Annotated in this window: 18 protein-coding genes, 1 tRNA gene and 1 pseudogene; 4 read left to right on the top strand and 16 right to left on the bottom strand. The window is 47.6% G+C overall.

From position 1 onward, the window contains the following. Position 1 precedes the first annotated feature (1 nt). The 6 genes and pseudogenes from argB to TM_RS09060 form a co-directional block, all read right to left on the bottom strand. Positions 2–850, bottom strand: coding sequence for an acetylglutamate kinase (argB, locus tag TM_RS09080; protein WP_004082330.1), 849 nt, complete (start codon positions 848–850; stop codon positions 2–4). Beyond that, positions 847–2,040: a bifunctional glutamate N-acetyltransferase/amino-acid acetyltransferase ArgJ gene (gene argJ, locus TM_RS09075; RefSeq protein WP_004082329.1), complete on the bottom strand. Its 1,194-nt coding sequence runs from the start codon at positions 2,038–2,040 to the stop codon at positions 847–849. The genes argB and argJ overlap by 4 nt, the downstream gene beginning before the upstream one ends. A 16-nt stretch (positions 2,041–2,056) precedes the next feature. Then, a complete protein-coding gene (gene argC / locus TM_RS09070) occupies positions 2,057–3,076 on the bottom strand; it encodes an N-acetyl-gamma-glutamyl-phosphate reductase (RefSeq protein ID WP_004082328.1) in 1,020 nt (339 codons plus the stop codon). After that, positions 3,073–4,050, bottom strand: a pseudogene (locus TM_RS09065) (lyase family protein); the annotation flags it as partial. The gene argC and the pseudogene TM_RS09065, both read right to left, overlap by 4 nt. Positions 4,051–4,055: 5 nt before the next feature. Continuing rightward, a complete protein-coding gene (locus tag TM_RS09730) occupies positions 4,056–4,268 on the bottom strand; it encodes a hypothetical protein (protein WP_244261687.1) in 213 nt (70 codons plus the stop codon). Further along, positions 4,265–5,494, bottom strand: a complete 1,230-nt coding sequence (locus tag TM_RS09060; protein ID WP_004082326.1) for an argininosuccinate synthase — start codon at positions 5,492–5,494, stop codon at positions 4,265–4,267. Before TM_RS09060 ends, TM_RS09730 begins: the two co-directional genes overlap by 4 nt. Before the next feature lie 362 nt (positions 5,495–5,856). Here TM_RS09060 and TM_RS09055 point away from each other — a divergent pair. The 4 genes from TM_RS09055 (at position 5,857) to TM_RS09040 (ending at position 7,986) form a co-directional block, all read left to right on the top strand. Then, positions 5,857–5,947 (top strand) — tRNA-Ser (locus tag TM_RS09055). Between the two features lie 61 nt (positions 5,948–6,008). Continuing rightward, complete coding sequence (gene rimP, locus TM_RS09050) at positions 6,009–6,461, top strand: ribosome maturation factor RimP (protein ID WP_004082324.1); 453 nt, start codon at positions 6,009–6,011, stop codon at positions 6,459–6,461. Between the two features lie 12 nt (positions 6,462–6,473). Next, entirely contained in the window at positions 6,474–7,508 is a 1,035-nt protein-coding gene (gene nusA / locus TM_RS09045; protein WP_004082323.1) for a transcription termination factor NusA, read from the top strand. Positions 7,509–7,527: 19 nt separating this feature from the next. Beyond that, positions 7,528–7,986 carry a Fur family transcriptional regulator gene (locus TM_RS09040; RefSeq protein ID WP_004082322.1) on the top strand — a complete coding sequence of 153 codons (459 nt, stop codon included), beginning with the start codon at positions 7,528–7,530 and terminating at the stop codon, positions 7,984–7,986. Here the strand turns inward: TM_RS09040 and TM_RS09035 are convergent. Genes TM_RS09035 through TM_RS08990 form a run of 10 tightly spaced genes read right to left on the bottom strand, consistent with a single transcriptional unit; the run spans position 7,901 to position 19,475 of the window. Beyond that, positions 7,901–9,076 (bottom strand): ComEC/Rec2 family competence protein, encoded by a 1,176-nt coding sequence (locus TM_RS09035; RefSeq protein WP_004082321.1) that lies wholly within the window; start codon positions 9,074–9,076, stop codon positions 7,901–7,903. The two genes, TM_RS09040 and TM_RS09035, sit on opposite strands and share 86 nt — an antisense overlap. Further along, positions 9,073–10,278, bottom strand: a complete 1,206-nt coding sequence (locus TM_RS09030) for a 2,3-bisphosphoglycerate-independent phosphoglycerate mutase (protein ID WP_004082320.1) — start codon at positions 10,276–10,278, stop codon at positions 9,073–9,075. Before TM_RS09030 ends, TM_RS09035 begins: the two co-directional genes overlap by 4 nt. 2 nt (positions 10,279–10,280) lie before the next feature. Further along, the gene (locus tag TM_RS09025) at positions 10,281–11,897 is read right to left on the bottom strand and encodes a tetratricopeptide repeat protein (protein WP_004082319.1); all 1,617 of its coding nucleotides are present in this window, start codon (positions 11,895–11,897) and stop codon (positions 10,281–10,283) included. Next, entirely contained in the window at positions 11,894–13,447 is a 1,554-nt protein-coding gene (locus TM_RS09020) for a DAK2 domain-containing protein (RefSeq protein WP_425277051.1), read from the bottom strand. The genes TM_RS09025 and TM_RS09020 overlap by 4 nt, the downstream gene beginning before the upstream one ends. A 50-nt stretch (positions 13,448–13,497) precedes the next feature. Further along, positions 13,498–13,827 (bottom strand): Asp23/Gls24 family envelope stress response protein, encoded by a 330-nt coding sequence (locus TM_RS09015; protein ID WP_004082317.1) that lies wholly within the window; start codon positions 13,825–13,827, stop codon positions 13,498–13,500. Next, entirely contained in the window at positions 13,824–15,650 is a 1,827-nt protein-coding gene (gene dxs / locus TM_RS09010) for a 1-deoxy-D-xylulose-5-phosphate synthase (protein ID WP_004082316.1), read from the bottom strand. Before dxs ends, TM_RS09015 begins: the two co-directional genes overlap by 4 nt. Further along, on the bottom strand, positions 15,613–15,840 hold the full coding sequence (locus tag TM_RS09005) for an exodeoxyribonuclease VII small subunit (RefSeq protein ID WP_008194462.1): 228 nt from the start codon (positions 15,838–15,840) through the stop codon (positions 15,613–15,615). The genes dxs and TM_RS09005 overlap by 38 nt, the downstream gene beginning before the upstream one ends. After that, entirely contained in the window at positions 15,837–17,021 is a 1,185-nt protein-coding gene (gene xseA, locus TM_RS09000; RefSeq protein WP_004082314.1) for an exodeoxyribonuclease VII large subunit, read from the bottom strand. Before xseA ends, TM_RS09005 begins: the two co-directional genes overlap by 4 nt. Next, positions 17,018–17,833: a bifunctional 5,10-methylenetetrahydrofolate dehydrogenase/5,10-methenyltetrahydrofolate cyclohydrolase gene (locus TM_RS08995; RefSeq protein WP_004082313.1), complete on the bottom strand. Its 816-nt coding sequence runs from the start codon at positions 17,831–17,833 to the stop codon at positions 17,018–17,020. Before TM_RS08995 ends, xseA begins: the two co-directional genes overlap by 4 nt. 13 nt (positions 17,834–17,846) lie before the next feature. Further along, a complete protein-coding gene (locus TM_RS08990; RefSeq protein WP_010865397.1) occupies positions 17,847–19,475 on the bottom strand; it encodes a formate--tetrahydrofolate ligase in 1,629 nt (542 codons plus the stop codon). Positions 19,476–19,482: the final 7 nt, after the last annotated feature.

The raw sequence follows: 19,482 nt of genomic DNA, 5'->3' as shown, positions 1-19,482 counted from the left end.
TTTACCCCTCCAGTTCTTTTATCATGGTTCCGATACCCTTCCTGCTGAATATCTCCAGCAGGATCGCGTGTTCCAATCCCCCGTTTATGATGTGAACGGCTCCCACTCCCCCCCTCACTGCAGACACGGCGCATTCAACCTTCGGAATCATTCCCCCCGTCACTGTGCCGTCTCTGATCAGTTCCTCTGCCTCGTCCGGTGTCAAAGTGGAGATGAGTTTGCCATCCTTCAGAACACCGTCCACGTCCGTGAGGAGGATGAGCTTCTCTGCCATCAGGCTTTTCGCTATCTCTGCAGCTGCGGTATCGGCGTTTATGTTGTAGGAGTGACCGTCTTCTCCTATTCCCACAGGGGCAATCACCGGGATATAATCGTTTTCTATCAGTGCATGAAGAATTTCTGGATTGACCTTCTTCACTTTTCCAACGTAACCTATGTCTCCGTGTTTCGTCTCCTTTTCTGCCACTATGAGTTTTGAATCTTTTCCGCAGATTCCAACGGCCCGTCCACCGTGCAGGTTCAGGTTCATCACGATTTCTTTGTTGATCTTTCCAACGAGGACCATCTCAACGATCTCCATGGTTTTCTCGTCGGTCACCCTGTGCCCGTTCTTGAAAACAGGTTCTATACCGAGGTCCTTCATCATCTGGGAGATGGCAGGCCCTCCACCGTGAACGATGATCGGTTTTATTCCAGTGTACTTCAGGAGAATTATATCCTGGATGAAGGCTTTCTTTGCGTTCTCCTGCTTCATCGCACTGCCGCCGAACTTTATGACGAAGGTTTTCCCATAGAATTCCTTTATGTATGGAAGGGCTTCGAGGAGAACGTTGACCGTGTCGATCCTCATGTTCTGTACCTCCCGTTTATCTCAACGTACTTCTCCGTGAGATCACATCCCCACGCTTTTGCGGTCTCTTTTCCCTGTTTCATGTCGAGGATTATTCTTATCTTCTTTTCGCTGAGAATCTTCTTCGCTTCTTCCTCGTCGAAAGATACTCCCTGCCCGTTTTCCGCCACCTTTATCCTTCCCGCCTCGCTTTCGAAGAACAGGTCGAGTTTCTCAGGATCAAAGGTTGCACCGGAGTACCCCGCCGCGGCGATGACCCTTCCCCAGTTCGCGTCCTCCCCATATATGGCTGTCTTCACAAGGTTTGAGGAAACGATCGATCTGGCGATCAGTCTCGCTGACTTTATATCGGGGGCGTTGATTACATGGACTTCCATGACTTTCGTTGCTCCCTCACCGTCTTCCACTATCTTCTCCGCGAGAACCTGATTCACCTCGTGAACGGCTTCGTAGAGTTTCCAGAAACCATCCGTTTCGGGCTGGATCGTTGTGTTGCCCGCAAGACCGTTTGCGAGAACGATCACCATGTCGTTCGTGCTCGTGTCTCCATCGACGTCTATCATGTTGTAGGAATCATCGACTGAGAGCTTTAAGAGTTTTTTCAGGGCTTCTTCAGAAATTTTTGCGTCTGTCGTTATGAACGAGAGCATGGTTGCCATGTTGGGGTGGATCATGCCGGATCCCTTGGCGATTCCCAGAACGGTGATTTCTTTTCCATCGATCATCACCTTGGTGCTGTGCATCTTCACCTTTGTGTCGGTTGTCATGATCGCCTCGGCAAACGGAAGAGGATCGTTTGAAAGCACCCTCGCCGCTTCTTCTATGCCGTTTTCCACCTTATCCATGGGAAGCTGAACCCCTATTACCCCTGTGGAGGAAACGAGGACACTTTCAACGGGAACACCGAGCTCTTCAGCCGTTTTTTCTGCCATCCTCCTTGCGTTGATCATTCCCTGTTCACCGGTACATGCGTTGGCCACACCGCTGTTCACAACGACCGCTTTGATACCGTTTGGATTCTTTTTCAGGATCTCCATGTCGTAAATCACCGGTGCTGCTTTGACAACGTTGGTGGTGAAGACTCCCGCGGCAACGCACGGAACTTCAGAGAAAATGATTCCTAGGTCTTTTCTTTTTCTCTTTATCTTGCAGTGTACTCCTGCGAACTTGAAACCCCTGGGAGTGAACACTCTTTTCCAACCCCTTTCACGGATATATTGGAGTGAATTCGAGTCCCTTCGTCTCGTCCAGACCGAACATGATGTTCATGTTCTGAACTGCCTGTCCCGACGCCCCCTTCACGAGGTTGTCTATTGCGCTCATCAGTATGAGCGTGTTTGTTCTTTCTTCCATCTGCATACCGATGAAGACGTGGTTGGATCCATAGCACCACTTCGTCGAAGGATAAATTCCCATGGGAAGAACATGAACGAACGGTTCATTCTTGTAGAATTCGAGGTACGCTTCGTGTATCTCTTCGAGGGATTTGTCTGTTTTTACGTATATCGTCGAGAGGATTCCACGCGTCATAGGAACGAGATGAGGTGTGAACACCACGTTCACTTTCTTCCCCGAGATCTTCCCGAGTTCCTGCTCCATTTCAGGAACGTGTCTGTGTTTTGCCACGTTGTACGGTCTGAGACTTTCGTTCACCTCGGAGAAGAGATAATCTACCTTCTCTTTTCTTCCCGCCCCGGAAACTCCAGATTTCGCGTCGACCAGTATCGTTTCCGGATCCACAAGATTGTGTTTCAGTGCGGGAGCGAGAGCGAGGATGACGCTCGTTGGATAACATCCGGGATTTCCCACCACCTGAGCATTCTTTATCTCCTCACGATGGAGTTCTGGAAGTCCGTAAACTCTTTTTATGTTCTCGTATCCCGACAACTCTTTTCCGTACCACTCTCTGTACACTCCCGGGTCGTCGAAACGAAAATCCGCGCCAAGATCTATTATCTTCACACCTTTGAGCTCCCTGACGAGATCGTAACTCGCACCGGCTGGAAGCGCCGTGAAAAGAACATCGCAGTTTTTTGAGACCTTCTCTGGATCGAACTCGCTGAGAATACTGTTCTCCAGTGTCGAAGGGAAGATTTCTTCAAGTTTCTTTCCGGCGTAGGTCCTCGAGGACAGATAGGTTATCTTCGCTTCGGGGTGGTTTTTCAAAAGTCTGACGAGCTCCAGTCCTGTGTAACCTGTCGCACCTATTATTCCAGCTCTGATCAATCTTTTTCCCTCCCGTACTTTTCCGCTACCATCCTGTAAGCGTCGCGGAACGGTACTCCTTGTTTCACCAGTTCATAGACTCTGTGTGTGGCCAGTACTTCCTCAGTAATACTAGACTCAGATCTTTCTTTATCAACTTCAAGATGGTCAAAAATTATTTTCATTATTCTTACGATATTCTTAACAACTTCGAAAGCCTCTATCACCGGCTTCTTCAAAAGCTGGAAGTCTCTGTGGTAACCGAAGATGAGATTTGACGGCAGAGTGACTGCCATCAGCATCTTCGAAACTATCGTGTGGTGATGGGCCCTTACGAGTTCCAGTGGATCCGGATTTATCTTGTGTGGCATGATGGAACTTCCCGTGCAGAGCTCTTTTGGCAGTTTGAGATAACCTATCTCTGGAAGAGAAAAGAATATGATATCGGAGGCGAACCGGTTCAGATCGTAAGATATCTGAGAGAGCGTGTGAAGAATCAGATATTCGAACTTTCCCCTGCTGTTCTGGGTGTAGATGGGATTCCACTGGACCTTCGAGAATCCGAGTTCCTTCGCTGTAAACTCTCTGTCTATGTCGATGGGAACACCGTAGCCAGCTCCCGTCCCCAGAGGCGATTGATCTACGATTTCGTAAGCCGTTTTGAGAAGTTTCAGATCGTCTTCGAGGGCGTCTTTCAGCGCTCCTGCCCACGTTGCAAAATCGGTTGGCATCGCTTTTCTGGTGTGGGTGTATCCTGGAAATTTCACGTCACCGAACTTTTCTATGAATCTTTCCAGGCTTTTTTGAAGTTCTCTAATGAGGTTTTCTATCTCTTTCAATTCTTCCTTGTACATGAGTCTCAGCGCGGTTAAGACCTGATCGTTCCTTGAGCGAGCGGTGTGGATCTTTTTTCCGATCTCTCCAAGTTTTTTCACGAGAAAGTTCTCGATGGCGGTGTGGCAGTCTTCCTCCTCCGGTTTTATCTGGAACTTTCCCTCTTTTACAAGATTGAGGAGTTCACTGAGCGCTTCTTCTTTTTCTTTTGTTCTTCCGCGCTCAGAAGGCCTATTTTGTGTAGCATCCTGGAGTGTACTATGGAGGCCTTTATGTCGTATTCTATGATCTTCATGTCCGTTATGTAATCGTCTCCGACAGTGAATTTTTCTACTTCTTCGTTGACTTTGTAGCCTTTCTCCCAGAGTTTTTCACTCATCTCTGATACCCCTTTTTCACGAGCTGGTGGACCTTCAACCTCAGGGCGTGAATGTTGATGAAGCCCTTCGAGTCAGTGGCATCGAATCCTCCTTCGACGTCCATGCTCGAAAGTTCCGGATTGTACAGTGAATACGGTGAATACCTCGCAACGGGCATGACGTTTCCTTTGTATATGGATACCGTCACCTTTCCGGTCACGTTCTCCTGTGCTTTTCTGAACGCTGCGAGGAGGAACTCCATTTCTGGAGAAAACCAGAAACCGTTGTATATGAGCTCCGCGAACTTCGGAGCGAGCATGTCTCTCAGGTGCATGACTTCTTTGTCCATGGTGATTCCTTCGAGATCTCTGTGTGCGATCCACAGGATCGTCGCGCCCGGAGTTTCGTACACCCCTCTTGATTTTATACCTATGAATCTGTTTTCGACCATGTCGAGTCTTCCCACTCCATTTTTCGCACCTACTTCGTTCAGATATTCGAAGAGTTCGAGGGGATCTGTCTTTTCTGTTCCATCTTTGAGGTTCACAACTTTCACCGGAATGCCGTTTTCGAAATGGATCTCGAGCAAGGTTTCTTCATCCGGAGCGTCCTTTGGGGAGACTGTCCATGTGAACACGTCTTCGTCAGGTATGTGTGCGGGATCCTCCAGTTTGCCCGCTTCGTGGGAAATGTGCATGAGGTTTTCGTCTTCGCTGTAGGGTCTTTTTTTGGAGACTTTGATTGGAATCCCTTTCTCCATGGCGTAGTTTATGAGATCTGTTCTGCCCTTGAATTTGGCGAGAAATTCAGGGTCTTTCCAGGGTGAGATAACTTTGAGATTTGGATTCAAAGCGGCGTAGGTGAGCTCGAACCTCACCTGGTCGTTTCCTTTCCCGGTCGCACCGTGCGCAACGTACTGTGCTCCTTCTTTCTCGGCTATCTCCACCTGTCTTTTGGCTATGAGAGGTCTTGCGATAGCGGTTCCAAGAAGGTACCTTCCTTCGTACATGGCGTTTCCAAGGAGTGCGGTGAATATGTAATCTGTGACGAATTCCCTTCTGAGGTCTTCCACGTAGACTTTTGAAGCGCCTGTTTTCAAGGCCTTTTCTTTTATTGCAACGAAATCGTCCTTCTGTCCAACGTTTGCAACGTAAGCTATCACGTCGAAGCCCTTTTCGCAGAGCCACTTCAAAATGACGGAAGTATCGAGACCACCACTGTATGCAAGAACGACTTTCTCTTTCATGATGAACCCTCCTCTTTGTTCTTGATAGCATAATTATAGGATTATTTGAAATGATTTATATGAAGTGTTTTTTCACTGTTATTTTCAGTTTTGTAAAGGATGAAATCCACATATTATTTTCGTGTTTATGAATATCAATTACGGAAAAGACAATCTCCGTCAATATTGAAAGTCCTTTCCGTGAGATAGTAAAATAATAAATGTGAGGTGAGAAATCAATGATAACAAAGATCCTTTCCATCTTTGCACTTTTCGTTTTCGCCGTGGGGGTATGGAAATATTTCAGAATGAAAAAGAAGGAAGAAAAATGAAAACTTGAACAAGGAAACGATTGAGTGTATAATATTTTTCTGGTGTGGAGAGGAGAGGTGGCCGAGGGGTCTAAGGCGCACGCCTGGAGAGCGTGTGGTGGCCAAAAGCCACCCGTGGGTTCAAATCCCACCCTCTCCGCCAGAGAAAGACCGGGACTTTTCAGGTCCCGGTTTTTCATTCATCATACGGGGTGGGTGAGAGCATGTTTGAAGAAATGATCCTCGAGAAGGTAAGAAAAGAAGCGGAAAGGATAGCAGAAGAGCAAGGGCTGGAAATATTCGATGTTCAATACAGACGTGAGAGCAGAGGATGGGTCCTCAGAATCATCATAGACAATCCCGTGGGTTATGTGAGTGTGAGGGACTGTGAGCTCTTTTCGAGGGAGATGGAACGATTCCTCGATCGTGAAGACTTCATAGAACACTCCTACACACTCGAAGTCTCTTCGCCGGGACTCGACAGACCGTTGAGGGGTCCGAGAGATTACGTTCGTTTCACCGGAAAGCTCGCAAAAATAGTAACAAAGGATGGAAAGACCTTCATAGGAAGAATCGAATCCTTTGTCGACGGAACGATCACGATCTCGGACGAGAAGAGGAAATACGAAATAAACATCGATGATGTGAAGAGAGCGAATCTGGAAGTGGAATTTTAAGGAGGTGGCATTATGAACATAGGCTTGCTGGAAGCCCTCGACCAGCTGGAGGAAGAAAAAGGAATTTCCAAAGAAGAGGTCATTCCTATCCTTGAAAAAGCACTGGTGAGCGCTTACAGGAAGAACTTTGGAAATTCCAAGAACGTGGAGGTTGTTATAGATAGGAACACGGGAAACATAAAAGTGTATCAGCTCCTCGAAGTTGTGGAAGAAGTGGAAGATCCAGCAACACAGATATCTCTCGAGGAGGCGAAAAAGATCGACCCCCTCGCGGAAGTTGGGTCTATTGTGAAGAAGGAACTGAACGTTAAGAATTTTGGAAGAATAGCCGCGCAGACGGCGAAGCAGGTTCTCATTCAGAGAATCAGAGAACTCGAGAAGGAGAAACAGTTCGAGAAGTATTCCGAACTCAAAGGAACGGTTACAACCGCTGAAGTCATAAGAGTCATGGGCGAGTGGGCAGACATCAGAATAGGAAAGCTCGAGACAAGGCTTCCAAAGAAAGAGTGGATCCCCGGTGAGGAAATCAAAGCCGGTGATCTGGTGAAGGTCTACATCATCGATGTGGTTAAAACAACCAAGGGGCCGAAGATACTCGTGAGCAGGAGAGTACCGGAGTTCGTAATTGGCCTGATGAAACTCGAAATTCCGGAAGTGGAGAATGGAATCGTGGAAATAAAGGCTATCGCCAGAGAACCCGGTGTTCGAACAAAGGTGGCAGTTGCATCGAACGATCCGAACGTGGATCCCATAGGTGCCTGCATCGGTGAAGGAGGATCGAGGATAGCCGCCATACTGAAGGAGCTCAAGGGTGAAAAACTCGACGTTCTGAAGTGGTCGGACGATCCCAAACAGCTCATAGCGAACGCCCTTGCGCCGGCTACCGTCATAGAAGTGGAGATACTCGACAAAGAGAACAAGGCCGCACGCGTTCTAGTTCCTCCGACACAGCTTTCCCTCGCCATAGGAAAAGGAGGGCAGAACGCGAGACTCGCTGCAAAGCTCACAGGATGGAAAATAGACATAAAACCGATCATGAACCTGTGAAGCAGAAGGAGGTGCTCAGATGTACGAAGAACTTCGAAACGAATTGAAGAAGAGAAAATACAGAATCACGGCACAGAGGGAAATGATTCTCAAGATCTTCCTGGAGTCTCGAGGAAGGCATCTGGGAGTAGAAGAGGTTTATCGGGAACTTCTGAACAGGAACGTTCGAATAAGCAAAGCCACGGTTTATAGGTCGGTGGAACTTCTTGTGGAGCTTGGATTTTTGAGAAAGCTGAACTTCGGAGAAGGGCTTTACAGGTACGAGCTGGCCGATCGATCTAACAGGGAATCGCATCAGCACGTGATTTGCCAGAAATGCGGGAGGATCGTGGAGATAAACTCGGAACAGGTGAATAAGATAATATCAGACATCTCTAAAAAAACGGGTTACGTTATAAAATGGCACGACCTGAAATTTTACGGAATATGTCCCGAATGTCAGGCGAAAGAAAAAGAAGAGGAAAAAAGATCAAAATGAAGTAAAGATACTGTGGAAGAGGAACTTCAGGGAGCAGATTCGCCAGTTTTATGAACCCGTTCAGAGGAAGCGATACGATGTTCGTTATCTTTGCTGCGATCAGAGCGGATGTTTTGAGACCCAGGAGGAAAAGAAGAAACGAAAGGTGAGCGAGCCACGTTACTGGTATCATGAGAAGGGATACAGGAATGGAGAGAACCAGAGCCGACATATTGGTTCCTCCAAAGAAAAGGCAGAGAAACGGTAGAGCCGACAGATAAGCCTTCACTGTCAATTCGAAAATGTTTTTTGACTCCAGTATGCAAAGGGTGACAAAGAAGGACAACAGGAAAGAGGGAGTGAAAACAACGGTGGGATCCACGATCATCATAAAGGATCCCACCGTTGCCGTTGTATGAAGGGGAGTCGTCCTGAAACCGAAGATTTTGAACGCGACCCAGAGAAAAATAGTCAGGTAAGCCCTGATCACAGAAGGCGTGCCCACTGCGATCACGTAGGGAACAAGTAACAAAAGCGCGGTAAGTTCCTGGTAAGTTCTTCTCCATGTCAGGAAAGACAACAGCGTTGTGTAGAGTGAGAAAGCTATTCCCACGTGCAGTCCTGAAACTGCAAAGAAGTGTCCCAGACCACTTCTGTAAATATCTCCGTTTTTCTCTCCGAAAAGTACGGAAAGAACTGTTCCGTTCGCCATTCCGGAGAAAGACTCTTTCAGGGTCTTGAGGGAAGGCTTTTCGACTTTTTTTAAGTACGAAGGATGAAAGGCCTTTCCATCGAAGTATCCGATTGCGTAGACGTATCCCTCTTCTGAGGTTTCTATTCTCACAGGGTGTATCCTCTTCCACTCTTCTTGAAACACTTTCACCTGTTTCAACCTTCCCCTTTCCGCATATCCTACCAGTTCGTAGTTTCCAGCGGGAAGGGTTCCAATCTGGTAGAGGGAAGCGCTCAGAAGAGTGAAAAATATCACCACAGAGATATCTTTGTTTCTTTTCCAGAAAATAGCTGCCAGTAGAAAAAGCATGTACCACGGAAAACGAAAAAGGGCGCCGATCAGCGCCCCAAGACACAGGGAGAAGAAAACGAGTATCATGCTCCGAATTTTTCCAGCTTTCCGGCGTACGCGAGCGCCAGGGTCATGACGTCGCTCGCATGGATCGTTCCGAGTGTGCCCCTCGCACATTCGAACTCGTTGAAAGCCTGAGAGAGACCTCTTCTTGTATATTTGGACCAGATGAGAAGAGGTACGGGATGCCAGCTGTGCGCTTTCAGCGGAACGGGAGTGGAGTGATCACCTGTGATCACAAGAACGTCGGGATTCAGAGAGACTATCTCTGGAATGATTGCATCGACTTCTTCTATCACCTTCACCTTTTCTTCGAATTTTCCATCTTCACCGTAAGAGTCGGTTTTCTTCACGTGGACGTAGAAGAAGTCGTAGTCGTTCCATTTTTCCTTCAGCGTTTTTATCTCATCTGCTACAGTTTGGCCCGTTTCTATTATTTCCATTCCCACGAGTTTTGCAAGTCCCCTGTACATCGGGTACGTTGCTATGGCTCCCGCTTTCATCTTGTAAACTTGAGGGAATTTCGGAAGATCCGGGTATTTGGAGAAGCCTCTGATGAGAGCGAAGTTTATCTTCGGGTTGTCTTTCAGGACTTCCGCTATCTTTTTGATCAGTTCGTTGACGATCCTTGCCGTCTTTTTCGAAGGTTCGTCCAGACCTTCAGCCCAAACCATGGGATGTCCTTCTTTTTGGGGATCTGCGTCCGTCACTTTATCTCCGAGTCCTTCCCCCGTGAATTTCACGACGAACCTGTGTTCTTTTCCAGGATAAAAAGTGATCTCAACGTCTTCGATCTTCTTTATCTTTTCCGAGAGCAGCTGAACCACCTTGGCGGATTCTTCTGTGGCAGGCCTTCCGGCTCTTCTGTCGAGGACCACTTTTCCATCCCAGGTGGCGAAATTCGCCCTTGCAACGACGTCTTTTTCTCCCACTTCAACACCTATACCGAGAGCTTCGAGGATCCCTCTTCCAATCTGGTACTTTATGGGATCGTATCCGAAGAGCGAAAGGTGTCCTGGTCCGCTTCCCGGGGTGATTCCGGGAAGAACGGGTATCGTCTGTCCGAGATCACTTTCTTTTGCCAGATTGTCCAGATTCGGAGTGTTCGCAGCCTGAAGAGGTGTTTTTCCGTTCACGGGAATGTCCCCAAGACCATCCATTACGAGGAGAACAATCTTTGCTTTTTCTTCTGTGACGAGTTTCGATACGAACTCCTGTTTATCGAACATCTCTATCCCTCCTTCTGAAAAGTCAGTTTCTCCAGTAGATATTTTAACCTTTCGTCATCTGATACAGGTGTTCCCTGCTCTATGGATTGTAGAAACGCGATAACAAGATCCGAGAGTCTGTTGAAATCAAACCTGTCTGCGTGCCTGAATCTGGCGAGCCTCAGAGAAAATTTCCAGTTCACATCCTGGGTCTCCGCGACCAGTTCTCTCAAAAGTTCCTCCATGGTAGGTTCTTCTTCAGCGAGAAAATACTGGAAAGTTCTCGTCAAAACGATTGTGGAGGCGATCATCACAGAGCTACCGTAGAACGCGGAGACGAATTTCACGGCGTTTTCTTCCATTTTGAAGATATCGGGGGATTCGAACATGATACCGAGGATCACTTCGAGCATTTCTGAAGAGTCCAGTGTTGTATCGTAAAACGGAAATTCCCCTTCTCTGAGTCTCTCTATTCGTCTTTTCGCATCCTCGTCTTCTGAATCGATTTCTTCCGAAAGGGCAACAACATCGATGGTGCCCTCGAAAAAGTAATCTTTCAGCCATTCGAATTCCTCGTAAGAGGGGATCACCACATCCTTTTCTGCGAGTGAGATCATGAACTCGGCTCTATCTTTCAGCTCACCAGAGATTTCCGAGAGGATGGATACGGCTTTCTCCTTCTCAAAGTGAAGCAGGATCGTTCCGTAGTTGTACTTCAGAATCTCCTCTTCTTTATGCCTGCGGTAAGCATCCTCAAAGACCTCGAGGGCTTCTTCGTACAGCCCGAGTGTCTTGAGAAGGAGTCCGTATTCGTTGGCTACCATGGGATCATCGGGGTTTTTTTCATAAAGTCTCTTTAGGATTTCGAGAGCTTCGAAGAGTTTTCCGAGTTTTATGAGAGTGTAAGAGAGATTGTACTCCACATGATCTTTTCGTTCTATTTCCAGAGCCTTTTTGAAGAACTTCTCTGCTTCTTTGAATCGTTGGAGCTGATTGTAGATAACTCCCAGTCTTTCGTAGACTTCGACAAAATTGGAGTCTTTCTCGAGGATTCTCCTGTATTCTTCGATCGCTTCTTCGAGCCTTCCTTCTTCCAGAAGGAGATCTCCTTTCTTGAGGAGTGGTAAGAGAAACTCTTTGTTGACTTCGTAGGCTTTTTCGTAGAAGAGAAGACTGTCTTCGATCTCGTTTTTCTCTTTGAGTATACCGGCAAGTTCAAAATATGCTGGTGCGAAACGGTCGTTCATCGAAATGGCGAGCCTCATTTCGATTTCTGCTTCTCCAAGCTCTCCTCTGTGTTTCAGGAGAAGTCCACGGTAGAAATGATAGCGGTAGTCGTACTGAACTTCCTTGGCTTTTTCCAGAATTTTCTCGGCTTCGTCGAGCTTTCCTTCGCGCAGGAGCTGTTTGAATTTCTCGTAGAGGAAGAACACATAATAGGATCTGTAGTATTCATCCTTTGTGATCTCGTACTGGGCTTCCAGACCCCTCAATATGACATCGAGGGGTATCCTATCTTCTTCCAGTACCTTCGGGAGATCTTCAGCGAGGACAGGGAGTTTCACTGGAAGATTATTCTGTTTCGCTTTTTCTGGATCCAGCGGGAGATAAACGATTGCCTTTATATTTCCACCTCTCATTGTAAAAGCATCAAATAAGGATAGTGAGGCTGTCCTCCTTCGTAGATTTCAAGATCGAGATTTGGGAATTCTTCTCCTATGAGTTTTTGAATCTTTTCAAGTTCTGGTTTTCTGTAGTTATCTCCCAGAAAAACCGTCAGTATCTCTTTTTCGTGTGCGTTTTCCTTTTCCAGAGCTTCTTTCAAGACCTTCACGAGGCTGAACCCGTGAGACACGAGTTCCTTTCTGACAAACAGCAGATACTCGCCTTTCCTTATTCGTCTGTTTCCGTACCTGGAATCTCTCACTGCCCTTGTAACGGAGATGGGAACACACTGGGAGATGGCTTCTTCAAACCTCTTTAGAAGGTCTTCAGGTTCCGCGTCGGGATCGTACTCCACCATGGCAGCCACACACTCTTGAACGAAGGAAGTTGGAACAACGATCACTCTTCTATCGTCGAACGCTTCCGCTATTTGTTTTGCTGTGAGAAGGACGTTTGCGTTGTTTGGGAACAAAAAGACATTCTTGGCATGTGTCTGTTCCACGGCTGCTTTCAGATCGGCAAAGCTGGGATTCATAGTCTGACCGCCGGGCACTATCACGTCCACTCCGAGGCTCTTCAGTATATCTGAGATACCCTTTCCAGGGGAAACAGCGACAACCCCGATTTCCTTTGTGGGCTGTGTAGAAATCACATGCTCGTGTTGAAGCTTCATGTTGTCTATTTTCACCTTTACTATTTCTCCGAATTCGATGACTTTTTCCAGTACCTGACCCGGATGATTCGTGTGAACATGCAGTTTTATCAGGTCATCCTGCTCGACGAGGACAACAGAGTCACCGATCTCGTTGAGGAAAGCTTCGAGTTCGCTTTTTTCAACCACCTGGTTCCTCCTGACGGCCACTTCCGTGCAGTAGCGGTTCGTTATCTCTTCAAAGGCCATTCTCTGGAGCTCTTCAACGGAAGCCTGTTCCACCTCTTCCAGATTAACCTGTATGTTTCCCTTTACGGCGTCCCTCATGCCTTCGAATATATAATAGAGGCCCTTTGCACCGGCATCCACTACACCGGCTTCTCTGAGTTTTTGAAGCATGTGTGGAGTTCTGTTCACAGTGTCTCTCGCTATTTCGACAATCCAGTCGAAGAGTTCCTCGAAAGTTTCAAAATTCTTGCCTTGTAGCCGTTCATCCAGAACCCTCACGACCGTTAACATCGTTCCTTCAACGGGTCTCATGACGGCGCTGTAAGCGACTTTTCTGGCGTTTGAGATCATTTTTACGAAATCCGCTGGTGTGATGTACTCTCTAGGAGAAGCGTCCGCCATTCCCCTCAGAATCTGGGACAGTATCACCCCGGAGTTTCCCCGGGCTCCCATCAGTGCGCCTTCTTTTACGGCTTTCCACACCTCAATGAGATCGTCGCTTTTAACGTTGTCTATGTACTTGCACGCCTCCAGCATGGTGGAACACATGTTGGACCCCGTGTCTCCGTCTGGAACGGGAAACACGTTCAGGGCGTTTATTTCATCTCTGTGTTTTAATAGATTTTCAGTTGCCTTCTTTATGATGATTTTGAGAAATCTGCCTGTGATCTTTTTCCAAGGTCTCTACCTCCGTTTCACCTGATACCTACCACATGGACTGTTATGTTCAGCTTTTCACACCCAGCGAGGGTTTTCAGCTTGTGAGCAACGTTGTCCGCAATGTTCTTGGCGACTTCTCTGATGTTCACTCCGTATTCCACCTCGATGTACACATCAACGTTGAGGGAAGAATCTTCCAGTTCTTCGATCTTAATGCCTCTGTCTCCTCCAAAGATTCTCTCAAAGAAGGAACGAGAATCTCCCAGCCCTACCGTTCCATAGCTCTCCAGAGTCGCAAAGTACACGATTTTTTTCAGTGCGTTGAGTGTAATTTCGAGTTCCCCGTTTTCCAGCATGATCCTCATACTTTCCCCTCCCTACTTCTGGCCTTAATATATGTTAGCACAGTTTTGGTGAGCCCCTCCGAATCCAGCCCCAGCATGCTAAGAAGTTCTTTTCTACCCCCATGAGGAACGAAAAGATCTTCGACACCTAAATTAACGATCTTTCCCTGCCATCCCATTTCTTGAAGTCTCTGAGCAACGAAAGATCCAAAACCACCGATTTTCATGGCCTCTTCAACGGTGATAATGAGATCGTGATCCCTGGCGATTTCTTTCAGAACAGCTGTGTCCAGCGGTTTCACCGTGAGAGCATTAACCACAGTTACATCCAGCGGTATCTTCAAAACTTCGTTCAAAATGGTACCGGTCGCTATTATCGCGGCTTCCCTTCCTCTCTTCAATATCTTCCAGCCAAGGTCGATCTCTTTCATGTTCTCCAGGAGGGATTCGACTTCACCGTAGAAGGACTCTTTGGGGTATCGAATGGCAACAGGGCCATCGAGGTGCTTTAGAACGGTGTACAGTGAATTCACGAACTCCTCAGGAGAAGACGGAGAGATGATCTTCATGTTCGGGACAGGAAGCAGATAATTTATGTCGAACAGGCCGTGATGGGTGGGACCGTCTTCTCCCACCACACCGGATCTGTCGATCGCAAAGAGAACGGGAGCGTTCTGCAAAGCCACATCGTGAATGATCTGATCGTACGCTCTCTGTAAGAAGGTAGAGTATATGGCGACCACAGGCTTCATTCCGTGAAGACCGAGAGCGGCTCCAAAGGTTACGCAGGTCTGTTCCGTTATCCCGAGATCGAAGAAGCGATCGGGATGTTCTTTCTGGAATATGGAAAGTCCTGTTCCGTCGGCCATCGCAGCCGTTATGGCGACGATTTTTTTGTCTTCTCTCGCTACTCTTGAGAGGGTGTGTCCCAGCAGCTCACTGTAGGAGAGCATTTTCGGTTTTCCAGATGGTGAAGCGCTGTGGTACTTCGTGGGATTTTCTTCCGCGGCGGTGAACCCTTTTCCTTTTTTGGTTACCACGTGGACGACCGATGAATAATCGTAGTCTCTGATCCGCTTGAAAACTTTCTCCAGTAGCTCTATGTTGTGACCGTCGAAAGGACCGAAGTATTTCAAACCGAGGGATTCAAAAAAGTTGGTTCCCTGTATCATTCCTTTGAGACTGTCTCTCAGATACTTCATCTCTTCCTCGACTTCGAATCCGATCTCTGTTTTTTCGAGGACTTTCTTCAGGACTTTTTTTCCTTTCAGGTAGATTGGACTGGTTCTCAATTTTGAGAGGTGATAGGCGAGCCCTCCTACGTTTGGTGAGATGGACATGCCGTTGTCGTTCAGTATGATCTTCATCTTTGAGTTGAGATTCTTCAGCTGGTTCAGTGCTTCGAGTGCCATTCCGGAGGTGAGTGCACCATCACCGATGACGACCACAACGTGCCTTTTCTCTCCGAGCAGCTCGAATGCTTTTTCGAAACCAAGGCCCGCGGCTATGGAAGTTCCGGCGTGGCCCGTCCCGAACCAGTCGAGTGGAGACTCTCTTCTCGTCACAAAACCGCTGAGACCGCCGAAGGTTCTTATCGTGTGAAACAGATCGTCACGACCGGTGAGAATTTTGTGTGTGTAAGCCTGGTGGCCAGTGTCCCAGATAATAGCATCTTCCCTCGGGTCGAAGACCCTGTAGAGGGCAAGTGTCAATTCTATTGTTCCGAGATTCGATGCGAGGTGCCCCCCGTTCTTCAAGACAACTTCTGTGATCCTTTTTCGGATGTCTTCTGCCAGTCTTTTCAGCTCATCGTAGCTCATTCTCTTGATCTCGTCCAGAAGCATCTATCTCACCTTCCAGCTCTTTCATCACGTCTATGATCTTCAGTCTGTTTTGCTGAAGGATCTCTTTGCACTTTCTGTAAAGTTCCACTCCGCGTTCGAAGAGTTTGATGGATTCTTCGAGAGGAAGATCTTCGTTTTCCAGTCTGTTTACGATTTCCTCCAGTTCTTTCATCATCTCCTCGAAATTCACCCTATCACCTGCGCTTTCTTCGTTCCATCCTTGAAAACGAGTGACACTACATCTCCTCGTTTCAGATCGGTAGATTCTTTGACGATCTTTTCATCTTTTTTCACCAGGACGAACCCTCTTTCGAGAGGTCTCAACGGGTTCAAACTTTCGAGCATTCTGCCGAGACTGTCGAGTTTCTTTTGATTGTGTTCAAAATAATCCATGAGTTTCTTTCTCAACTTTGCGGCCAATTCTTTGACCCTTTCTATTTTAAATTCGTTTAGCTCGAGTTTTCTCCGGCCGATCATTCTGAGGCGAAAATAAAGAGTTTCCAATCTTCTCTCTTCCATATCGAATCTGTTTGACAGGGAAGTTATCAACTTTTCGAAGAATGAATCAAGGTCTTCGTGTATTTCACTCGCGTCTGGTATCACATACTCGGCGGCACCCGTTGGGGTGTGCATCGATACATCTGCCACGAAATCCGCTATCACACGGTCTATCTCGTGTCCTATCCCCGTTACAACAGGATGTCGAAGCCTGAGGATCTCACGGATCACGTCTTCTTCGTTGAAGACCCAGAGGTCCTCCTTGGAACCACCGCCTCTCACAATCATAACAAGATCGAGATCGTATTCGTTCGCTTTTCGCAAAGCTTTTATGAGCTCTTCTCTTGCAGAGTCACCTTGAACGGAGGTGTGGAAGACATAGATTTCGATTGGGGCCTTTCTTTCTCTGGCAGTTCTTATCACATCCTGCAGGGCGGCGGAGTCTCGAGAGGTGATGATGCCGATTTTTCTGGGAAATCTGGGAACGGTTTTCTTTGGTCTGGAGAGGAGACCTTCCTCAAGGAGCTTCTTCAGGGTGGTTTCGAACTTTATCTGATACATGCCAGCTTGATCCAGATATCGAACGTTCGAGCAGATGAATCTGTAGGTTCCATGAGGAATGTAAACGCTGACACTTCCCTCAACAAGGGCCATTCTGCCCTCCTGAAGGCGAATTCCCATGTTGTCTCCGCCGAATATCACACACTCCAGCCTAGCGTTTTCCTCAACTAAGGAGAAAAAAATATGCCCCTTCCTGGGGCGAACACCAGAGATCTCACCGTAAACACTCACGTTGGTGAGGTAAGGATCTCCTTCTATCAGGTCTTTTATGTACTCGTTTATCTCTGTAACGGAATAGGTGTAATCCTTCATTTCCTTTGTCTCTCCGCCGCTCTAACAACGTGTTCGAACAGGAGTGCGGTCGTTACCTGTCCCACACCCCCTGGAACGGGAGTCACTCTGGCGATTTCTTCAACCGATGGATCGACATCTCCCTGGAGTTTTCCGTCTACGTAATTTATCCCCACGTCTATCACGATCGCTCCTTCTTTTACCATGTTCTTCTTCAAAAAGTGTGCTCTACCGACGGCTACCACCACGATGTCGCTGTTTTTTGTTATCTCTTCGAGGTTCACCGTTCTGGAGTGACAAACCGTGACGGTCGCGTCCCTTCCTTTCTTCAAGAGCATCAGAGCGAGCGGCTTTCCCACGGTGACACTTCTTCCAACAACGGTGACTCTTTTTCCAGAGAGGTTTGTCTCTCTTTCGAGTATTCTCACAGCGGCTTCAGCCGTGCATGGAGGAAAGATCTCTTCGTCGTAAAGAAGAAGTCCGAGGTTCGCAGGATTCACACCTTCGACGTCTTTTTCAACGGGAACTGAGGAAAGGATTTCTTTCTCGTCGAGCCCCAGAGGAAAAGGCCTTGCAACGAAAACTCCGTTTACACTTTCATCCGATCCGAGTTTCTTCAGCGTGGAAACTATCTCCTCTGGAGAAACGTTCATTATTTCAAAGGCTATTCCGAGTTTCTCAGCTTTTTTTCTCTGAGATTTCAGATAAGAAAGGGCCGATGGATCATCTGTACACGCAACGCTGACCAGTTTAGGAGTGAAACCGAGCTTTTCTACTCTCTCTTTCGTTCTTTCCTCGATACTTCGAGCTATTGTCTTACAGTCGATCCACACGGTGTGACCTCCTTCACGAAACACCTACTATGTTACCGCTGTCGTCTACGTCCATGTTCAAAGCATTTGGTTTTTTTGGAAGACCAGGCATCAGATTTATGTCTCCTGAAAGCGCAACAACAAAGCCTGCCCCGGCGGAAACGAAGAGGTCGCTGACAACGAACGTGTATCCTTCAGGTGCACCTCTGAGAGACGGATCGTGGGAAATGGACTTTGGAGTTTTGGCAACGATCACGGGAAGCTCATCAAAACCGTGTTTTTTAATGAATTTGAGGGCATTTTTTGCAGTATCGGAAAACTCCACTCTTCCCGCTCTGTAGATTTCTTTTGCGAGAATCTCTATCTTCTTTTCCACAGGATCGTTCATCTCGTAGAGGTAAGCCGGTTCTACGTCCTTCGCAGCTTCTGCTACGGCTTTTGCGAGTTCGACACCGCCTTCGCTGCCCTTTTTAAAAACCTCACTGACTGCTACCCTCACACCGAGTTTTTCGCACTCTTTCACCACGTAGGCTATTTCCTTTTCTGTGTCCGTGCTGAATCTGTTCAGCGCTACCACGACGGGCAGATTGAATTTCCTCAGGTTTTCCACGTGTACCCTGAGATTTTTGAATCCTTCTTTGAGGGCTTCCAGGTTTTCCTCGTGGATGTTTTTGAGGTTTGCACCACCATGGTACTTCAAAGCTCGCACTGTGGCCACCAGAACGGCTGCGTTCGGATAAAAACCACCAACACGGGAAACAAAGTCGATGAATTTCTCAGCACCGAGGTCTGCTCCAAAACCCGCCTCCGTGACCGTGTATTCGGAGAGCTTCATGGCCATCTTCGTCGCTATGATGGAATTGGTGCCGTGCGCGATGTTGGCGAAAGGTCCGCAATGTATGAGCGCTGGAGTTCCTTCGGTTGTCTGAACGAGGTTGGGATTTATGGCATCTTTCAAAAGAACGGCCATGGCACCCTGGATTCCAAGATCAGAGATCCTGACGATTTTTCTGTCAGCGTCGAGCGCCACGATTATTTTCCCAAGTCTTTCTTTCAGGTCCTTCATGTTCTCGGACAGAGCAAGAATGGCCATCACTTCGGAAGCGGCCGTGATGATGAAACTGTCCTCTCTTGGAAATCCGTTCGCTGAGCCTCCAAGACCGATCACTATGCTTCTCAAAGCACGGTCGTTCATGTCCATGGTTCGCTTCCAGAATACTCTTGTTATGTCTATTTTGAGCTCGTTGCCGTGTTTTATGTGCGAGTCCAGAACGGCCGCCAGCAGATTGTGGGCGGAGGCCACGGCGTGCATATCTCCGGTGAAATGAAGGTTTATCTCATCAGAAGGAAGAACCCTCGACCTGCCACCTCCTGTTGCACCGCCTTTCAATCCAAGGGTGGGGCCGAGGGAAGGCTCTCTCAGAGTAACTATCGATTTCTTACCGATTCTGTTCAGAGACATGGAAAGTCCTATGCTGGTGGTAGTTTTTCCTTCACCTGCAGGGGTGGGGGTAACTGCCGTTACGAGGATCAGTTTCCCATCTTCATGATTTTCAAGGCTTTTCAAGAATCTGTGGTCGATCTTCGCTATGTAGTGGCCGTAAGGATAGAGAATGTCATCTTTCAATTCCAACTGATCGGCGATCTCTTTGATCGGTTTCAAAATTATC

This window comes from Thermotoga maritima MSB8 (genome assembly GCF_000008545.1).
Taxonomy (GTDB): Bacteria; Thermotogota; Thermotogae; order Thermotogales; family Thermotogaceae; genus Thermotoga; species Thermotoga maritima.
This window is presented reverse-complemented; position numbering and strand designations above follow the sequence as displayed.

Bases quoted from the DNA above. Each gene is read 5' to 3' on its own strand.
- TM_RS09035 (WP_004082321.1), bottom strand. From the start codon at position 9,076: ATGATACTCGTTTTCTTCTCCCTGTGTCTTGGGGCGCTGATCGGCGCC.
- argB (WP_004082330.1), bottom strand. From the start codon at position 850: ATGAGGATCGACACGGTCAACGTTCTCCTCGAAGCCCTTCCATACATA.
- nusA (WP_004082323.1), top strand. From the start codon at position 6,474: ATGAACATAGGCTTGCTGGAAGCCCTCGACCAGCTGGAGGAAGAAAAA.
- TM_RS09030 (WP_004082320.1), bottom strand. From the start codon at position 10,278: ATGTTCGATAAACAGGAGTTCGTATCGAAACTCGTCACAGAAGAAAAA.
- TM_RS09025 (WP_004082319.1), bottom strand. From the start codon at position 11,897: ATGAGAGGTGGAAATATAAAGGCAATCGTTTATCTCCCGCTGGATCCA.
- TM_RS09060 (WP_004082326.1), bottom strand. From the start codon at position 5,494: ATGAAAGAGAAAGTCGTTCTTGCATACAGTGGTGGTCTCGATACTTCC.
- TM_RS09040 (WP_004082322.1), top strand. From the start codon at position 7,528: ATGTACGAAGAACTTCGAAACGAATTGAAGAAGAGAAAATACAGAATC.
- TM_RS09015 (WP_004082317.1), bottom strand. From the start codon at position 13,827: ATGAGGATCATGCTGGAAAACGGGGAACTCGAAATTACACTCAACGCA.
- dxs (WP_004082316.1), bottom strand. From the start codon at position 15,650: ATGCTTCTGGACGAGATCAAGAGAATGAGCTACGATGAGCTGAAAAGA.
- xseA (WP_004082314.1), bottom strand. From the start codon at position 17,021: ATGAAGGATTACACCTATTCCGTTACAGAGATAAACGAGTACATAAAA.
- rimP (WP_004082324.1), top strand. From the start codon at position 6,009: ATGTTTGAAGAAATGATCCTCGAGAAGGTAAGAAAAGAAGCGGAAAGG.
- TM_RS09730 (WP_244261687.1), bottom strand. From the start codon at position 4,268: ATGAGTGAAAAACTCTGGGAGAAAGGCTACAAAGTCAACGAAGAAGTA.